Source organism: Pseudomonas sp. LBUM1659, from assembly GCF_059716045.1.
On the sequence record NZ_CP166797.1, the window covers coordinates 6,118,662 to 6,135,460 of the forward strand.

Sequence of the window (16,799 nt, forward strand, 5' to 3'; positions counted from 1 at the left end):
AGCGACAAAAAAAGGAGACCTTGGGGTCTCCTTTTTCATGGGCGCGGTTCTTTATTCCAAGCAGGTTACTTGACGTTGACGGTGATCTTCTCCGACACGATCGGTGGATCGAACGGCATGTGGTTGCTGTCGCCCAGTTCCAGCTGCAAGGTGTGCTTGCCCGGTGTCAGCGTTACTTCGCCCTGAGTTTCCGCCTTGCCGAAGTGCATGTGGTTGGCATCTTTGGGGATCGGCACACCGGCGGCCGGCAGTTCATCGACATCGATCAGCAAGTGGTGATGGCCAGTGTTCTTGGTGGCGTCGCCCGCGGGCGCCAGCGCAACGTTCTCGACCGCGAACTTGACGACGACCGTTTGCGGAACCGTCGCTCCGTCCTTGGGAGAAACAATGGACACTTCAGCACCCGCGGGGGCAGGCGTAGCAGCACTGGCCAGCACCGAAACACCCATTAGCAGGCCAGCCAAAGCAGCACGAGACATAAACGTTTTCATTCTCTTCTCCAGTTTTTCCGTAAAATCCGCGTGACCATGACAACTTCATGGTCAATCGTTGTCGAAGGCACTCGACAACCATAGCAAAGCGATCCTGAATCAGAGCATCGCGATAATGAATTCAAAGGAGTGACCATGCGTTTTCTGCCTGGCCTGATCTGCTTGCTACCCCTTCTGAGCCCTCTGGCTCATGCCGAACTGATTGACGACATAAACGACCGCGGCGAACTGCGTATTGCGCTTGAGGCCAATACACCGCCCTTCAATTTCAAGGATGAAGGCAAACTCACCGGGTTCGAAGTCGAGCTGGGTCAACTGCTGGCCAACGAGCTCGATGTCCGGGCCGACTTCGTCGTCACCGATTCGGGCGACCTGTTGACCGGCGTTGAAAGCGGCAAGTACGACGTCGCCATCAATCACATAGCAATGACTCCGGATCTGAAAGAACGTTTCGACTTCAGCGAGCCTTACGTTCAAACCAATGCGCAATTGATCGCGCAGAAAGAAGAACAGCGCTCAATGCTGCTGGTGCAGTCGTTTGCCGAAGAGAAACCCAAGGCCAGCCTGCCGGTGGGCCTGGCGATTCCGTTTCAGAAAGGTAACCCGGCGTTTCACGCCAGCCTGGAAAACGCGCTGCAGCGGATCAAGAGCGATGGCCGGATGGCCGCGCTGGAGAAGAAGTGGTTTGGGGCGGATGCAAGCGCGGCGCCGAAACCATAAGGCACTGAAGATCTAATGTGGGAGCGGGCTTGCTCGCGAATGCGGAGTGTCAGTCGACATCAACGTGTCTGGCACTCCGCCTTCGCGAGCAAGCCCGCTCCCACATTAGTTTTGTGTTGGTCTTCAGACTAAGGTTGTCAGGGCTGCCGCCGCTTGCGGCAACTCCAGCTCGCTGAAGACGAGCACGTCATTGCGCCTGAGCAAAGCCGCCGTCACACCTTCGCCCGTAACCTTCACGCCACTGAAGTTTCCGTCATACGTCAGCAAATTCCCGCAGGAAGGGCTGTTGGCCTTGAGCACGGCGATGCGGATGCCGTGCTTTTGCACCAGCTCCAGCGCCTGATAAGCCCCCGAAAGGAACTCGGCACTGACATCCTCGCCCTCGGTGGTGATCACGCAGGCCTGGCCATCCAGCACTTCACCGCCCTGCCCGCCGGGAATTTCCGCCGCGGCCCTGGGCGTCGGCAAGCCGCCGGCAACCTCGGGACACAACGGTACAACCCGGCCTTCATCCAGCCACTGCTGAAGCTGATCGAATGGCCCGCTGGCCCCGCCGTCGTAACGGACGCGGTGACCCAGCAGGCAGCGGCTTACCAGAATCTTTTGCATGATCAGAACGGCTCGTTACCCCGACGCCGGAACCAGCCCGTCAATGACAGGCGATCCCGGGTGGCGGGCAGGACTTCGTGGGGCACTTCGCCCGACAGAAACACCACCAGGCATCCGCCGGTGGGCACGACATCGTATTCCACGCCCTCTTCCAGATACATGCGCAACTGACCGCCGTGCTCGGGCAGCCAGGCGTCATTGAGATACACCACCGCCGACACCATGCGCCGGTCGTCATCGCGGAAACGGTCGACGTGCTTGAGGTAGAACGCGCCGGGAGGGTACAGCGCGAAATGGCTTTCGAAATCTTCCAGACCCAGAAACAAACCGCGATTCATCGCTTGTCGCAGGCTGTCCATCAACGCAAGGTAGCTGTCGCACGCCTCGGCCTGGCCGGGGTCGATCCACTGAATATGGTCACCGCGAATCCCCTCGCGAACCTCCGATGAGGGGCCTCGGCCCACGGCGGCTGGGGCCAGTTCACCCTCGGCCGCACGTTTACGGCACTCAGCCGCCAGCGCTCGGGTCAGATCCTGAGGCAGGAAAATATTCTGTTGCGACCAGCCGCGTGCAGCCAGGTCGTCAACAATACGTAACAGCAGCGGGTGATCCGAGGGTATTTGCATGGCGCGCATAGTATTCCTGTGCCTGAAAATCCGACAGAGCCGCGCAGCGGGTTGATACGAATTCTCGACAAGTGCGGATGCCGCACGGAGAATAGTCGGCTGCTGACAGGAGTCCCTATGCGCCGGTTGCTTTTTTCACTGTTGATGCTCTGTGCTTGGCCCGCTTGGGCAGACGGCCACGACCAGTTGTACAAGGTCGCCGGCTGGCCAGAGCAACGCGCGCATTTCAACGACGCACTCACGGCCGCACAACAACGCTACAAGAGCAGCCTGCCACCCGCAGTGTTTCAAGCGCTGGTCAATAACAGCAATCAGCGTTTCGCTGCCCAGTCCGTCGATCAGCGTGCCGAAGCGCAATTGCGCAAGAGCCTCGCCGATCCAAAACCCGCACTGACCTTCTTTCAATCGCCCCTTGGCAAAAAAGTCGTTGCTGCCGAACTGCTGGCAACCCGTCGCGACCAATTGGCGAAAAACGCCAAGGGTCTGCCGAAGATTCAGGCCAGCGACAGCCGTCAGTTGATCATCGGCCATCTGGCCCAGGCCCTGCCCGCCCGCGAGGCGGGGGCTGAAGTCAGCCTGGCGATTGCCGGTGTGGCGGCCGACAGCCTGAGTTCAATGATCCCAGGGTTGCTCGGTGGCGGTCAGGCGCAAGGGATGTTGAACGGTCAGCGTCAGCGCTTGATGGACCAGATCAGCAGCGACCTGAACAACACGTTGCTGTATGTCTATCGCGACCTTTCGGATGACGAACTGGAAGAGTTCGCCACGTTTGCCGAGTCCACCGAGGGCCAGGCTTATTACCAGGCGGCGCTGGCGGCGATTCGGGCGGGGTTGGCGGTGGGGCGGGATACTTCGAACCTCAGCCAATAATTTTCGGCGCCTACAAAGGCCCCTTCGCTGGCAAGCCAGCTCCTACATTCCGGCCCTTGATCCGCTTGGTCAAAAACCCGAAATACTCCTCCCGCATCACCCGCGTCTCATTCGCCAGATGATGCCGCGCCTCCGGCAGCATCAACACCTGAGGCCGATCGAACTTGGCCTTCAACACCTCAAGGTTATGCTCCCAATCCACCGTCATGTCAGCCTGCCCCTGCACGATCAGCGGCCGACGCGGGCTGTTGGGTGCGGCTTCGATTCGCTTGATCCAGCGCGCCAACGCCCCGACCCAGGCCGTTGGCAGACGCAGCGGCTGCAAAGGATCGGCCTGCAAGAACGGCAGGAAATCGGGATCGTTGGAGTTCTCGCTGAAGCGCCGGGCGATGGCTTTGACGAAAGGTTTGAGCAGGTAATAGCTGAGTTTTGACCAACCCCAGGCTCGTGGCCTCACCAGTGGCGACAGCAGGATGACCTGGCCTTGCGCCGGGCTGCTGGCACCTTGATTGAGCACATGATCAATCACGATCGCCCCGCCCGTGCTTTGCCCGCACAGGTGCCACGGCTGCGGCAGATCGATGGACAACGCCTCGGCGAACAAGCCTTCCAGCGCGTCCTGATACTCAGCGAACTCCTTGATGCTCGCTCGCTCGCCGCTGGACAGACCATGCCCCGGCAGGTCGCAGGCGATCACGGCGAACTCCTGATCCAGCGCCCACTCGATCACATGGCGATAGAGCCCGGTGTGATCGTAGAACCCGTGGAACATAAACAACGTCGCCTTCGCCCGCTCCGGCCACCAGAACTGACTGACCAATTCATAGCCATCGATCTCGAAACGCCCCAGCCCCCTGCGCAGCGTACGACCCGGAAAATCCAGCCCGTAAAAACGCTGATATGCCATGGCCTCGGTCGACAGCGCCTGCCCTTCGGCCAATGGCCGCAGGCTGGCGCGCAAGTGATCGGGGGCAAAAGTGGCGGACATGAAGGATTCCAGAGCGTTAAACAGACTTTATAGGTCTGCGATATTCATCTGTCGCAGCAAGCATGGCAAGCTAGCCGACCTTCGAGGATTCAAACCCATGCGTCCGGCCTACCGCACCCCACTGCTTGCCAGCCTGCTCGCCCTCGTGTGTGCCGGCGTTTTGTGGGCCGCATATGACTGGTTTCAGGGGCGCTACTTGCGCGCGTTCAGCGAACACACCGCGGTGTTTTCCGGCGACCCGTTGCGCCTGCCCGACGACCTCGCCGGCCCCGGCGCCATCCGCCTGGTGCACTTCTGGGACCCGGCCTGCCCGTGCAACGTCGGCAACCAACAACACTTGAGCGAACTGGTTGAGCGCTATGTGCCGCAAGGCGTTGAGTTTTACGCCGTGCAAAAACCCGGCAGTCACGGCCAGCTACCCACCACGCTGAGCGACCTGAAAACCATCACCGTGCTGCCCGGCTCCGAACAGATTCCCGCCAGCCCGGCCGTGGCGATCTGGGACCGCAGCGGCAAACTGGCCTATTTCGGTCCGTACAGCGAAGGTCTGACCTGCAATTCGAACAACAGCTTTATCGAACCCATTCTGCAAGCCCTGAGCGAAGGGCGCGCGGTGAGCGCAACCCATACGCTGGCCATCGGTTGTTACTGCCCGTGGCCGGTGGAAGTGAAGTAAGGCATTCCTGACTTTTGCAGGACCGCAATGCCCGACACAGAAGGTCTGTGTTACATGTTTGCAGCCCACACGGGCGGCAATCCAACAAGAACAAGGAGTCACCATGAAACGCGTCCTGACCGTACTTGTCTTGCTGGTTGTGGTGCTCGTCATCGGCGTCGGCGGGTACGTGTACAGCAAGCAGCCGACGCGCCAGGGCCAGGTCGAGTTGCAACGCCTGCAAGGCTCGGTGACCGTGCGCTACGACGAGCGCGGCGTACCGCATATCCGCGCTGAAAACGAAGCCGACCTCTACCGCACCCTCGGCTATGTGCAGGCCCAGGACCGCTTGTTCCAGATGGAAGCCATGCGACGCCTGGCCCGTGGTGAACTGGCCGAAATCCTCGGCCCCAAACTGATCGACACCGACAAACTGTTTCGCAGCCTGCGCATCCGCGAACGTGCCGCGAGCTACGTGGCCGCGCTGGATCGGCAGTCGCCGGCGTGGAAGGCCCTGGAAGCCTATCTGGACGGGATCAATCAATATCAGGACAGCCACGCAGCGCCCGCCGAGTTCGACGTGCTGGGCATCCACAAACGCCCGTTCACGGCTGAAGACAGCATCAGCGTCGCAGGCTACATGGCGTACAGCTTTGCCGCAGCGTTCCGCACCGAACCCTTGCTGACGTTCGTGCGCAATCAATTGGGCGCCGACTACCTGAACATCTTCGACCTCGACTGGCAGCCCAAAGGCGTGTTGGCCAATGGGCAGTCCAAATCGGCGTCGGCACTGTCCGTCAGTGACTGGAAAGACCTGAACGCCCTTGCCCGCCTGAGCGAACAGGCACTGGCCGACAATGGCCTGCCACAATTCGAGGGCAGTAACGCCTGGGTGATTGCCGGCAACCGAACCAAAAGCGGCAAGCCGTTGCTGGCCGGCGACCCGCATATTCGCTTCTCGGTGCCGGCGGTCTGGTACGAGGCGCAACTCTCGGCGCCGGGCTTTGAGCTGTACGGCCACCATCAGGCGTTGGTGCCGTTCGCGTTTCTCGGCCACAACCTGGATTTTGGCTGGAGCCTGACCATGTTCCAGAACGATGATCTGGACCTGATCGCCGAGAAGACCAACCCGGACAACCCCAACCAGATCTGGTATCGCGGCAAGTGGGTGGACATGGTCATCACCGAGCAACAGATTGCCGTGAAGGGCCAGGCACCGATCAAGCTGACACTGCGTCAATCGCCCCACGGCCCGATCATCAACGACGCACTCGGCACAGCGGCGGGCAAGACGCCGGTGGCCATGTGGTGGGCGTTTCTTGAAACACCGAACCCGATTCTCGAGGGTTTCTATCAGCTCAACCGCGCCGACACGCTGGCCAAGGCGCGCGCCGCAGCCGCCAAGGTTCAGGCACCGGGGTTGAACATTGTCTACGCCAACACCAAGGGCGACATCGGCTGGTGGGCCTCGGCACTGCTGCCAAAACGCCCGGCCGGGGTGAAGCCCGGTTTCATCCTCGACGGCAGCACCAACCAGCCGGACAAGGACGGTTTCTACCCGTTCAGCGCCAACCCGCAGGAAGAAAACCCGGCACGCGGCTACATCGTCTCGGCCAACTTCCAGCCGCTGTCGCCGACCGGCATGGAAATTCCTGGCTACTACAACCTCGCCGATCGCGGCCAGCAACTCAATCACCAGCTCAGCGACAAAAACGTGAAGTGGGACATCGACGCCAGCCAGAAGCTGCAACTGGGCACCACCACTGCTTACGGCCCACGTCTGTTGGCGCCGTTGTTGCCAGTGCTGCGTGAGGTGGTGAGCGATCCCGCAGAACTCAAGCTGGTGGAGCAACTGGCGCAGTGGAAAGGCGACTACCCGCTCGACTCCACCAGCGCCACGCTGTTCAACCAGTTCCTGTTCAACCTGGCCGACGCAACGATGCACGATGAGCTGGGGAATGATTTCTTCGAGACCTTGCTCTCGACCCGGGTGATCGACGCCGCACTGCCACGACTGGCTGCCACGCCTGATTCACCGTGGTGGGACAACCGCAACACCCTCGACAAGGAAACCCGGGCCGATACGGTCAAGGTTGCCTGGCAAGCGAGCATCGCTCACCTCAAGACCACCTTGGGTGCGGATTCTGCGCAGTGGCAGTGGGGCAAGGCGCATACCCTGACGCATGGCCATCCACTGGGCATGCAGAAGCCGCTGGACCTGATCTTCAACGTTGGGCCGTTCGCCGCACCCGGCACGCATGAAGTGCCGAACAATCTCTCGGCCAAAATCGGCCCTGCGCCCTGGCCGGTGACTTACGGCCCGTCGACGCGGCGTCTGGTCGACTTTGCCGACCCGGCTCACAGCCTGACCATCAACCCGGTCGGCCAGAGCGGCGTACCGTTCGACAGCCACTACGACGACCAGGCCGAAGCGTATGTCGAAGGGGTTTACTACGAAGCGCATTTCAACAACGAAGAAGTCACGGCCAATACGCGCAGCACGCTGAAGTTTTTGCCGGCACGGGCTGAGCCCTAGATTTTTGGTGCCTGGACTGACGCCTTCGCGAGCAAGCCCGCTCCCACATTAGACCGTGCCGGTCCGGACACCTCGGTCAACTGTGGGAGCGGGCTTGCTCGCGAAGAGGCCCTGAAGGGCAATACAAACTCTATTGTCCGCGCTGCACTCTGCCCGGCGCCTCTCGCCAGTTGCTCATCATCATTGCTCAATCGGCTCTCAAACCATCGCAGCAAAATTCAGCCTGAACTGCTGCGGTGTCACCCCCAGCCTGCGATTGAACACACTGCGCATGTGCTGGGCATCGCGAAACCCACATTGGTAGGCCACGGTCTTGAGCGGCGAATGCGTGCTCTCCAGCAGTACCCGCGCCGCGTCCACCCTCGCCCGCTCGACGAACTCCGCCGGGGTGATTTTTGCTTCCTTGGCGAACACCCGGGAAAAATTGCGCGTGCTCATGTTGGCCGCATTCGCCAGGTCAGCGAGGGCCAGGTCGCCGGTGAGGTTAGCCAGCACGTAGAGCTGAACCAGCGCCACGGCAGAGGTGGGCTCGGCGTGGGGCGTGAGGAATGGGCTGAACTGCGATTGCCCGCCTGAGCGCTGGGTGAATACCACCAGACGCTTGGCCACGTTCAACGCGACTTCCGGCCCGTGGTCCCTGGCCAGTAAATACAACGACAAGTCGATTCCCGCGGTGACACCGGCCGAGGTATAGAGCTCGCCGTTCTGCACGTACAATCGATCCGCCTCGACCCGGGTCGATGGACACAACTGTGCCAGCGCGGCAGCGTCGCCCCAGTGGGTCGTCACGGTTCGTCCATCAAGCAATCCGGCCCGGGCGAGTATGAACGCGCCATTGCAGATCGAGCCAAAGCGTTGCGCCCGCGCGCAGGCACCCCGCAGCCAGGCATCAAACGCGCCGCCAAAATCCATGAACGGCAACTGCGGCCCACCGGCCACCAGCAGCAAGTCATACGCCTCCAGCGCCTCGCTGAAGTGTCGATGGGCGTTGAGCGACAAACCGTTGGAGCACGGCATTACTCCGCGTCCGACGCCGATCACCTCCAACCGATAGTGGTCGTGCGGCTCGAGGAAACGATTGGCTTCAGAAAACACATCCATGGGGCCGGTGACGTCCAGGGACTGAACGCCGGCGAAGACCACGATGGCGATGGTTTTACTCATGGCGGGAAACGCCTTCTATGGGTTGATGCCGCAGTTTGGGCAAACACAAAACCTGTGGGAGCCGGGCTTGCCCGCGATGACGGTCTTCCAGCCGACATGTGTGGTGACTGACACGCCGCCATCGCGGGCAAGTCAGATCGCCGCACCGCCGCTCCCACATGGACCGCGCACAACCTGCGACGTCTCAAACTTAGCCAATCCACGCGCAACAAGCGAGGTTGGCGCGATATGCCTGTTCATTGGCAAGGATCGCAGCCATGGATCGATTGTCCGCTTTCGGGGGCCAGCACAGACTTTGTCCATCAGCGCCGCCACGGCGTTCCCCGCGAGGACAGCACCATGAGCAGCATCATTGCCGGTATCAACATCCCCGACAGCGCATTGGCCAAGGCCACCACCGAATACATCCGCGACGTCGAATCCGACCTGCTGTATCACCACTCGCGCCGGGTGTTTTTGTTCGGCGCCTTGAGCGGCGAGCGCAAGCAACTGGCCTACAACCCGGAGCTGTTGTACGTCGGCGCGATGTTCCATGACCTCGGTCTGGTGGAAGGTCATCGCAGCGATGACGAGCGTTTTGAAGTCGACAGCGCGAATGCCGCCAAAGCGTTCCTTAAGCCTTACGGGCTGAGCGACGACGATATCGAGCAGGTCTGGTTGTCGATTGCGCTGCACACCACACCGGGCGTGCCGCAGCACTTGCAGCCGAACGTGGCGCTGGTGACCGCAGGCGTTGAAATGGACGTGCTGGGCATCGACTACGCGGCGTTTTCCACCGAGCAGCGTGAGGCGGTGGTGCATGCGCATCCAAGGGGCGAAGGTTTCAAGGAGTGCATCCTGTGTGCATTCGCCAACGGCTTCAAGCACAAGCCGGACACCACGTTCGGCACGGTGAATGCGGATGTGCTGGTCGACAGCGAGGTCAGGTTCAAGCCGATGAACTTCGTCGAGATCATCCGCAAATCCCCTTGGGTGTCCTGACCCCCAGACTGATCGTTCCCACGCTCCGCGTGGGAATGCAGCCCAGGACGCTCCGCATCCCAAAGCGTGACGCGGAGCGTCACAAGAGGCGTTCCCACGCAGAGCGTGGGAACGATCATCCGTGGATCAAGCCGCTTCTGGCGCCTGTTGCGCCCGGCGCACGTCCGGTTGTTTCCAGGAGTCGGCGGCGCTCTCTTCGATCGCTTGCTGAATCGCACGCTTGCGGCTTTCTTCGGCGCGGCGGCTGAAGAACCAGACCAGGAAGGTCACGATCGACACCGCCAGCAGAATCAGACTGGCCACGGCGTTGATCTCAGGCTTCACACCCAGGCGCACCGCCGAGAACACTTCCATCGGCAGGGTCGTCGAACCCGGCCCCGACACGAAGCTCGCCAGCACCAGGTCATCCAGCGACAGGGCAAATGACATCATGCCGCCCGCCGCCAGTGACGGCGCAATCATCGGGATGGTGATCAGGAAGAACACCTTCCACGGCCGCGCACCGAGGTCCATGGCCGCCTCTTCGATGGACAGGTCCAGCTCACGCAACCGCGCCGACACGACCACGGCCACATACGCCGCACAGAAGGTTGTGTGTGCGATCCAGATGGTGATGATCCCGCGTTCCTGTGGCCAACCAATCATCTGCGCCATCGCCACGAACAGCAGTAACAGCGACAGACCGGTGATCACTTCAGGCATCACCAGCGGCGCGGTAACCAAACCACCGAATAGCGTGCGCCCCTTGAAGTGAGTGATACGGGTCAGCACAAACGCCGCCAGCGTACCGAGCGCGACCGCTGCCACCGCCGTGTAGCAGGCGATTTCCAGCGAGCGCACCACCGAGCCCATCAGCTGCGAGTTGTCGAGCAGGCCGACATACCACTTGATCGACCAGCCGCCCCACACCGTCACCAGTTTCGAGGCGTTGAACGAGTAGATCACCAGGATCAGCATCGGCGCGTAGATAAACAGCAAACCGAATACCAGCATCAGGCTGGAGAATCTGAAGCGCTTCATTCTTTGCCCTCCATTTCTTTGGCCTGACTACGGTTGAACAGGATGATCGGCACAATCAGGATCGCCAGCATCACCACCGCCAGGGCAGACGCCACCGGCCAGTCACGGTTGTTGAAGAACTCTTGCCACAGCACTTTACCGATCATCAGGGTTTCCGGACCGCCGAGCAGTTCCGGGATCACGAACTCGCCCACTACCGGAATGAACACCAGCATGCAGCCGGCGACGATGCCGTTCTTGGACAGCGGAATGGTGATCTTCCAGAAGCTGTTGAAGGTACTTGAACCGAGGTCGGAGGCGGCTTCCAGCAAACTGTTGTCGTGCTTCACCAGGTTGGCGTAAAGCGGCAGGATCATGAACGGCAGATAGGAATAAACGACACCAATATAAACGGCGAGGTTGGTGTTGAGGATCTGCAGCGGCTCGTCAATCCAGCCCATGCTCATCAGGAAACCGTTGAGCAGACCGTTGTTGCTGAGGATGCCCATCCACGCGTAAACGCGGATCAGGATCGCGGTCCAGGTCGGCATCATGATCAGCAGCACCAGCACCGTTTGCATCTCTTTACGGGCACTGGCGATGGCGTAGGCCATCGGGTAACCGATCAGCAGGCAAAGGACGGTGCTGATCAGCGCCATCTTCAATGAGCCGAGGTAAGCGGCAATGTACAGCTCGTCGCCAGCCAACATGGCATAGTTGCCGAGGTTTAGTAGCACCTGCAGCTTCTGGTCGACGAAGTTGTAGATCTCGGTGTATGGCGGAATGGCCACGTCGGCTTCGGCGAAGCTGATCTTCAATACGATGAAGAACGGCAACATGAAGAACATGAATAGCCAAATGAACGGAACCCCGATGACCAGCTGGCGGCCACCGGGAATTATTCGATTGAGGCGGCGTTTGAATTTGCGCATGTTCATGAGCGAAGTACCACGCCGCTGTCGTCTTCCCAGTACACGTAAACCTGGTCACCCCAGGTTGGGCGCTGACCACGGCGTTCGGCGTTGGCGACGAACGACTGGACGATCTTTCCGCTCGGCAGTTCAACGTAGAACACCGAGTGACCGCCGAGGTAGGCAATGTCGTGGACCTTGCCGCTGGACCAGTTGTATTCGCAGGTCGGCTGGGTCGGCGTCACCAGCAGTTTTTCCGGACGGATCGCGTAGGTCACGGACTTGTCCTGCACCGAGGTGCTGATGCCGTGGCCCACATAGATCTGGCGGTCCAGGTCCTTGCAGGTGATGGTGGCGTGGCCTTCGGCGTCGTCGATCACTTCACCGTCGAAGATGTTGACGTTGCCGATGAACTCGCACACCAAGCGGCTGGTCGGGGTTTCGTAGATGTCGATCGGGCTGCCGATCTGCGCGATCCAGCCCAGGTGCATGATCGCAATGCGCTCGGCCATGGTCATGGCCTCTTCCTGGTCGTGGGTCACCATGACGCAGGTTACGCCGACGCGCTCGATGATCTCGACCAGCTCAAGCTGCATCTGCGAGCGCAGCTTTTTGTCCAAGGCACCCATCGGTTCGTCGAGCAGCAACAGCTTCGGTCGCTTGGCCAGCGAACGCGCCAGTGCCACACGTTGACGCTGGCCGCCGGACAACTGATGCGGCTTGCGCTTGGCGAACTGGCTCATCTGCACCAGCTTGAGCATATCGGCCACACGCGCATCGACTTCAGCCGCGGGCAGCTTGTCCTGCTTGAGGCCGAAGGCGATGTTCTGCGCCACGGTCATGTGCGGGAACAAGGCGTACGACTGGAACATCATGTTGATCGGCCGCTCGTACGGCGGCATGTCGGTGATGTCTACGCCATCGAGGAAAATCCGCCCTTCGGTCGGTCGTTCGAAGCCGGCGAGCATACGCAGCAACGTGGATTTGCCCGATCCCGAACCGCCGAGCAGGGCGAAAATTTCGCCTTTCTTGATTTCCAGGGACACATCGTCCACGGCAATCGTCTCGTCGAACTTCTTCGTGACCCGGTCGATTTTGACCAACACCTGTTTAGGTGACTGGTCGCCCTCGAGGGCTTTCTTATAGGCGCCGGAGGCAACTGCCATTTACGAAACTCCCAAAAAAAAAGAGTGCAGTTCGCTCAAGGTGAGCCAACCTTGGATAGTTTGAGCCTTGAAGCTATTTACCCGTCTTGACCTTGGTCCAGCTGCGGGTCATCAAACGTTGAATGTTCGGTGGTAACTCGACCGACACGTAGGTCTTGTCGAGGACTGCTTGCGGTGGATAAACCGCTTCGTCGGTGCGAATGGACTGTTCCATCAGTTTGTCCGAGCCGGGGTTGGGGTTCGCATAGCCAACAGAATCACTGACTTGTGCGATCACCTCGGGTTTCAACAAATAGTTGATGAAGGCGTGGGCCTCTTTGACGTTGGCCGAATCCTTGGGAATCGCCAGCATGTCGAACCACAGCGCCCCACCCTCTTTGGGAATGGTGTAGGCAATGTTTACGCCTTTGCCGGCCTCTTCCGCCCGGGCCTTGGCCTGGAACATGTCACCGGAGAAACCGATGGCGATGCAGATGTCGCCGTTGGCCAGGTCGGCGATGTACTTGGACGAATGGAAGTACGTCACGTAAGGCCGCACCGCCAGCAACTTGGCTTCAGCCTTTTTGTAATCTTCGGGGTTAGTGCTGTTGGCGTTCAGGCCCATGTAGTTGAGGACCGTCGGCATCATTTCATCGGCGGAGTCGAGGAACGCTACGCCGCAGCTGTGCAGTTTCTTGATGTTTTCCGGCTCGAACACCACATCCCAGGAGTCGATCTTGTCGACACCCAGTACCGCCTTGATTTTTTCGACGTTGTAACCGATGCCGTTAGTGCCCCACAGGTAGGGAACAGCGTAAAGATTACCCGGATCGTTTTGCTCCAGACGCTTGAGCAGCACCGGATCAAGGTTGGAATAGTTAGTCAGCTTCGACTTGTCGAGCTTTTGGAAAGCGCCCGCCTTGATCTGCTTGCCGAGGAAGTGGTTGGACGGCACGACCACGTCGTAACCGGTACGCCCGGCCAGTAACTTGCCTTCCAGGGTTTCGTTGGAATCGAAAACGTCATAAACCGGCTTGATGCCGGTCTCTTTCTGGAAGTCCGCCAGGGTGGTCGGACCGATGTAATCCGACCAGTTATAAATATGCACAGTGCCGGCGGCCTGAACACTAACGGCAAGCGTCAGCCCGGCGCCAATCAACACGGCATTGCGAAACAAAGAAAAAATAGGCAAGTGGAGGTCCTCTAAAATGAGTGGGGCCCAAGTTGCCCCGCGTTACATGACAGCCATGGCTGCCCGGCAACAAAACCGGCGCGCAACTTACCCTCGAAAAACCGTTCCAGCAAACTTTATGAAAATCTGTAGCAGCTGCCGCAGGCTGCGTTCAACTGCGAAGCAGTTGTGCTGTTGAAAAAGCGGAGGTCCTTCGGACCTCAACGCAGCCTTCGGCAGCTGCTACAGGGTTTTACTTACTTACCGGACTTGATCTTGGTCCAGCTGCGAGTCAGGAGCCGCTGGGTCGCGGCCGGCAAGTCGGCAATCGCGTACAGCTGGCCCAACACTTCCACTGGCGGGTAGATGCCCGGATCGCTGGTGATGTCTTTATCAACCAACGGTGTGGCAGCCGCGTTACCGTTCGGGAAACGCACGGCGTTGGTGATTTCGGCCATGATTTCCGGTTGCATCAGGAAGTTCATGAACTTGTAGGCGCCTTCGACGTTTTCGGCATCTTTAGGCATGGCGACCATGTCGTAGAAGCTGCCCGCACCTTCTTTCGGAATGTTGTAACTGACTTTCACTTTGTCACCGGCTTCAGCCGCGCGGGATTTTGCCTGGTAAATGTCACCCGAATAACCCACGGCTACGCAGATGTTGCCGTTGGCCAGGTCAGAGATGTACTTGGACGAGTGGAAGTAAGCGATCGAAGGACGGACCTTCATGATCAGCGCTTCAGCCTTGTCGATGTCTTCTTTCTTCTGGCTGTCGGTCGGCAGGCCCAGGTAGTGCAACGCCACCGGAATCATCTCGGTTGGCGAGTCCAGCAAGCTGATACCGCACGACTTCAACTTGGCAGCGTTTTCAGGTTTGAAGATCAGATCCCAGGAATTGGTCGGGGCGTCGGCACCCAGTGCAGCCTTGACCTTCTCGGCGTTGAAACCGATACCGATCGAACCCCACATATACGGGAAGGCATGTTCGTTGCCCGGGTCACTCACCGATACCGCTTTGAGCAGGTCAGGGTTCAGGTTTTTCCAGTTAGGCAGCTTGGACTTGTCCAGCTTCTGGTAAACGCCAGCCTTGATTTGCTTGGCCAGGAAGTTGTTCGACGGTACGACGATGTCGTAACCGGACTTGCCCGCCAGCAATTTGGCTTCGAGGGTTTCGTTGCTGTCGAAGACGTCGTAGACCACTTTGATGCCCGACTCGTCTTCGAACTTCTTGACGGTGTCCGGTGCGATGTAATCGGACCAGTTGTACACGTGAAGAACCTTGTCGTCCGCCTGAACTGCACCCGCCATCACGCCCATCAGGGACATGGCGAGAAGGGTCTTGCCAGCTATCTTCATACCTAATGCCTTCATCGGTAATGCTCCAATTTTTTCTTTTTAACCACGTGCTCAGCGACCTTTACTGGGCATCTGAAACAACCGGTAGTCTGGCAAGATCCAAGGCAGGCTTTCAAGGAAAGACCCCTCCTTTGTTTGCTCTGAGCGAAATGTAACGTCACACCCGCTCAGAGCCTAGCACTTAGCCCTGCAACGCACTCAGGGTCAGGTCCAGACACTTGCGTGCCTTGGCCACCAACTCATCGATTTCAGCCGGTGTAATCACCAGTGGCGGAGCAATGATCATGGTGTCGCCCACGGCGCGCATGATCAGGCCGTTGTCGAAGCAGAACTGACGGCAGATCATGCCGACGCCCTTGCCTTCGTAACGTTTGCGCGTGGCTTTGTCCTGAACCAGTTCAATGGCCCCCAACAGACCGACCCCGCGCACTTCCCCCACCAACGGGTGATCGTTCAGTTCCCGCAGACGCTTTTGCAAATAGGGTGCCGTTTCTGCATGTACGCGTTCGATAATTTTTTCTTCGCGCAGGATGCGGATGTTTTCCAGCGCCACCGCAGCGGCCACCGGGTGACCGGAGTACGTGAAACCGTGGTTGAAATCGCCCCCTTCGTTCAGCACCGCGACCACTTCGTCACGCACGATCAGCCCACCCATAGGGATGTAGCCGGAGGTCAGGCCTTTGGCGATGGTCATCATGTCGGGCTTGAGGTCGTAGTAATCGGTACCGAACCACTCACCGGTGCGGCCAAAACCACAAATCACTTCGTCCGCGACGAACAGGATGTCGTACTTGGCGAGGATTTCCTTGATGCGCGGCCAGTAGGTGTCTGGCGGAATGATCACGCCGCCGGCACCCTGGATCGGCTCGGCAATAAAGGCACCGACGTTGTCCACGCCGACTTCCAGAATCTTCTCTTCCAGCTGATTGGCCGCCCAGACGCCGAACTCTTCTGGCGTCATGTCACCGCCTTCGGTGAACCAGTACGGCTGCGCGATGTGGACGATGCCCGGAATCGGCAAGTCGCCTTGTTCGTGCATGTACGTCATGCCACCCAGGCTCGCGCCGGCCACGGTGGAACCGTGATAACCGTTCTTGCGGCTGATGATGACTTTTTTCTTCGGCTGGCCCTTGATCGCCCAGTAGTGACGAACCATACGCAGCATGGTGTCGTTGCCTTCCGAGCCCGAACCGGTGAAGAACACATGGTTCATGCCTTCTGGCGCGATGTCGGCAATGGCCTTGGCCAGTTCCAGTACCGGCGGGTGAGCGGTCTGGAAGAACAGGTTGTAGTAAGGCAGTTCGCGCATTTGCTTGCTGGCGGCATCGGCCAGTTCATCACGACCGTAACCGATCGCTACGCACCACAGGCCGGCCATGCCGTCGAGGATCTTGTTGCCTTCGCTGTCCCACAGGTAGACGCCCTTGGCGTTCGTGATGATCCGCGGGCCTTTCTCTTTCAGCTGCTTGAAATCGCTGAACGGGGCCAGGTGGTGATCATTGCTCAGGGTTTGCCATTCACGGGTTTGCGGATTGTTGCTGGTCATACCAATCTCCAAAAAAAATCAGGTGAAAGCGC

Annotated in this window: 16 protein-coding genes; 5 read left to right on the plus strand and 11 right to left on the minus strand. The window is 59.5% G+C overall.

Annotated elements, in window-relative coordinates; translation table 11 throughout:
- Nucleotides 1-65: 65 nt before the first annotated feature.
- Nucleotides 66-491 carry a DUF4399 domain-containing protein gene (locus ACA048_RS27970; RefSeq protein ID WP_497627143.1) on the minus strand — a complete coding sequence of 142 codons (426 nt, stop codon included), beginning with the start codon at nucleotides 489-491 and terminating at the stop codon, nucleotides 66-68.
- A gap of 135 nt (nucleotides 492-626) precedes the next feature.
- Here ACA048_RS27970 and ACA048_RS27975 point away from each other — a divergent pair, with 135 nt between their 5' ends.
- Nucleotides 627-1,211: a transporter substrate-binding domain-containing protein gene (locus ACA048_RS27975; RefSeq protein ID WP_497627144.1), complete on the plus strand. Its 585-nt coding sequence runs from the start codon at nucleotides 627-629 to the stop codon at nucleotides 1,209-1,211.
- 123 nt (nucleotides 1,212-1,334) lie between these two features.
- Here ACA048_RS27975 and ACA048_RS27980 read toward each other — a convergent pair whose 3' ends face one another.
- Nucleotides 1,335-1,820: a 2-thiouracil desulfurase family protein gene (locus ACA048_RS27980; protein ID WP_497627145.1), complete on the minus strand. Its 486-nt coding sequence runs from the start codon at nucleotides 1,818-1,820 to the stop codon at nucleotides 1,335-1,337.
- Between the two features lie 2 nt (nucleotides 1,821-1,822).
- The gene (locus ACA048_RS27985; RefSeq protein WP_497627146.1) at nucleotides 1,823-2,455 is read right to left on the minus strand and encodes a 2OG-Fe(II) oxygenase; all 633 of its coding nucleotides are present in this window, start codon (nucleotides 2,453-2,455) and stop codon (nucleotides 1,823-1,825) included.
- Between the two features lie 108 nt (nucleotides 2,456-2,563).
- Here ACA048_RS27985 and ACA048_RS27990 point away from each other — a divergent pair, with 108 nt between their 5' ends.
- Nucleotides 2,564-3,316, plus strand: coding sequence for a DUF2059 domain-containing protein (locus ACA048_RS27990; protein WP_497627147.1), 753 nt, complete (start codon nucleotides 2,564-2,566; stop codon nucleotides 3,314-3,316).
- A gap of 10 nt (nucleotides 3,317-3,326) precedes the next feature.
- Here the strand turns inward: ACA048_RS27990 and bipL are convergent, their stop codons facing one another.
- Nucleotides 3,327-4,304, minus strand: a complete 978-nt coding sequence (gene bipL, locus ACA048_RS27995) for a phospholipase BipL (RefSeq protein WP_497627148.1) — start codon at nucleotides 4,302-4,304, stop codon at nucleotides 3,327-3,329.
- A gap of 97 nt (nucleotides 4,305-4,401) precedes the next feature.
- On the opposite strand from bipL, the gene ACA048_RS28000 reads away from it, so the two are divergent.
- Both ACA048_RS28000 and ACA048_RS28005 read left to right on the plus strand, forming a co-directional pair.
- Nucleotides 4,402-4,980 carry a DUF6436 domain-containing protein gene (locus ACA048_RS28000; RefSeq protein ID WP_497627149.1) on the plus strand — a complete coding sequence of 193 codons (579 nt, stop codon included), beginning with the start codon at nucleotides 4,402-4,404 and terminating at the stop codon, nucleotides 4,978-4,980.
- Nucleotides 4,981-5,083: 103 nt separating this feature from the next.
- A complete protein-coding gene (locus ACA048_RS28005; protein WP_497627150.1) occupies nucleotides 5,084-7,495 on the plus strand; it encodes a penicillin acylase family protein in 2,412 nt (803 codons plus the stop codon).
- 198 nt (nucleotides 7,496-7,693) lie between these two features.
- On the opposite strand, the gene ACA048_RS28010 is transcribed toward ACA048_RS28005, so the two are convergent.
- A complete protein-coding gene (locus tag ACA048_RS28010) occupies nucleotides 7,694-8,659 on the minus strand; it encodes a GlxA family transcriptional regulator (protein WP_497627151.1) in 966 nt (321 codons plus the stop codon).
- Nucleotides 8,660-8,998: 339 nt separating this feature from the next.
- On the opposite strand from ACA048_RS28010, the gene ACA048_RS28015 reads away from it, so the two are divergent.
- Nucleotides 8,999-9,640 carry an HD domain-containing protein gene (locus ACA048_RS28015; RefSeq protein WP_497627152.1) on the plus strand — a complete coding sequence of 214 codons (642 nt, stop codon included), beginning with the start codon at nucleotides 8,999-9,001 and terminating at the stop codon, nucleotides 9,638-9,640.
- A gap of 126 nt (nucleotides 9,641-9,766) precedes the next feature.
- Here the strand turns inward: ACA048_RS28015 and ACA048_RS28020 are convergent, their stop codons facing one another.
- From ACA048_RS28020 to ACA048_RS28045, 6 genes are all read right to left on the minus strand, one after another.
- A complete protein-coding gene (locus ACA048_RS28020; protein ID WP_497627153.1) occupies nucleotides 9,767-10,660 on the minus strand; it encodes an ABC transporter permease subunit in 894 nt (297 codons plus the stop codon).
- Nucleotides 10,657-11,577: an ABC transporter permease subunit gene (locus ACA048_RS28025; RefSeq protein ID WP_497627154.1), complete on the minus strand. Its 921-nt coding sequence runs from the start codon at nucleotides 11,575-11,577 to the stop codon at nucleotides 10,657-10,659. The genes ACA048_RS28020 and ACA048_RS28025 overlap by 4 nt, the downstream gene beginning before the upstream one ends.
- On the minus strand, nucleotides 11,574-12,716 hold the full coding sequence (locus ACA048_RS28030; RefSeq protein ID WP_497627155.1) for an ABC transporter ATP-binding protein: 1,143 nt from the start codon (nucleotides 12,714-12,716) through the stop codon (nucleotides 11,574-11,576). The genes ACA048_RS28025 and ACA048_RS28030 overlap by 4 nt, the downstream gene beginning before the upstream one ends.
- Before the next feature lie 73 nt (nucleotides 12,717-12,789).
- Nucleotides 12,790-13,887 (minus strand): polyamine ABC transporter substrate-binding protein, encoded by a 1,098-nt coding sequence (locus tag ACA048_RS28035; RefSeq protein WP_497627157.1) that lies wholly within the window; start codon nucleotides 13,885-13,887, stop codon nucleotides 12,790-12,792.
- A gap of 236 nt (nucleotides 13,888-14,123) precedes the next feature.
- Nucleotides 14,124-15,221, minus strand: coding sequence for a polyamine ABC transporter substrate-binding protein (locus ACA048_RS28040; RefSeq protein WP_497629939.1), 1,098 nt, complete (start codon nucleotides 15,219-15,221; stop codon nucleotides 14,124-14,126).
- A gap of 181 nt (nucleotides 15,222-15,402) precedes the next feature.
- Nucleotides 15,403-16,767: an aspartate aminotransferase family protein gene (locus ACA048_RS28045; protein WP_497627158.1), complete on the minus strand. Its 1,365-nt coding sequence runs from the start codon at nucleotides 16,765-16,767 to the stop codon at nucleotides 15,403-15,405.
- Nucleotides 16,768-16,799 lie beyond the last annotated feature (32 nt).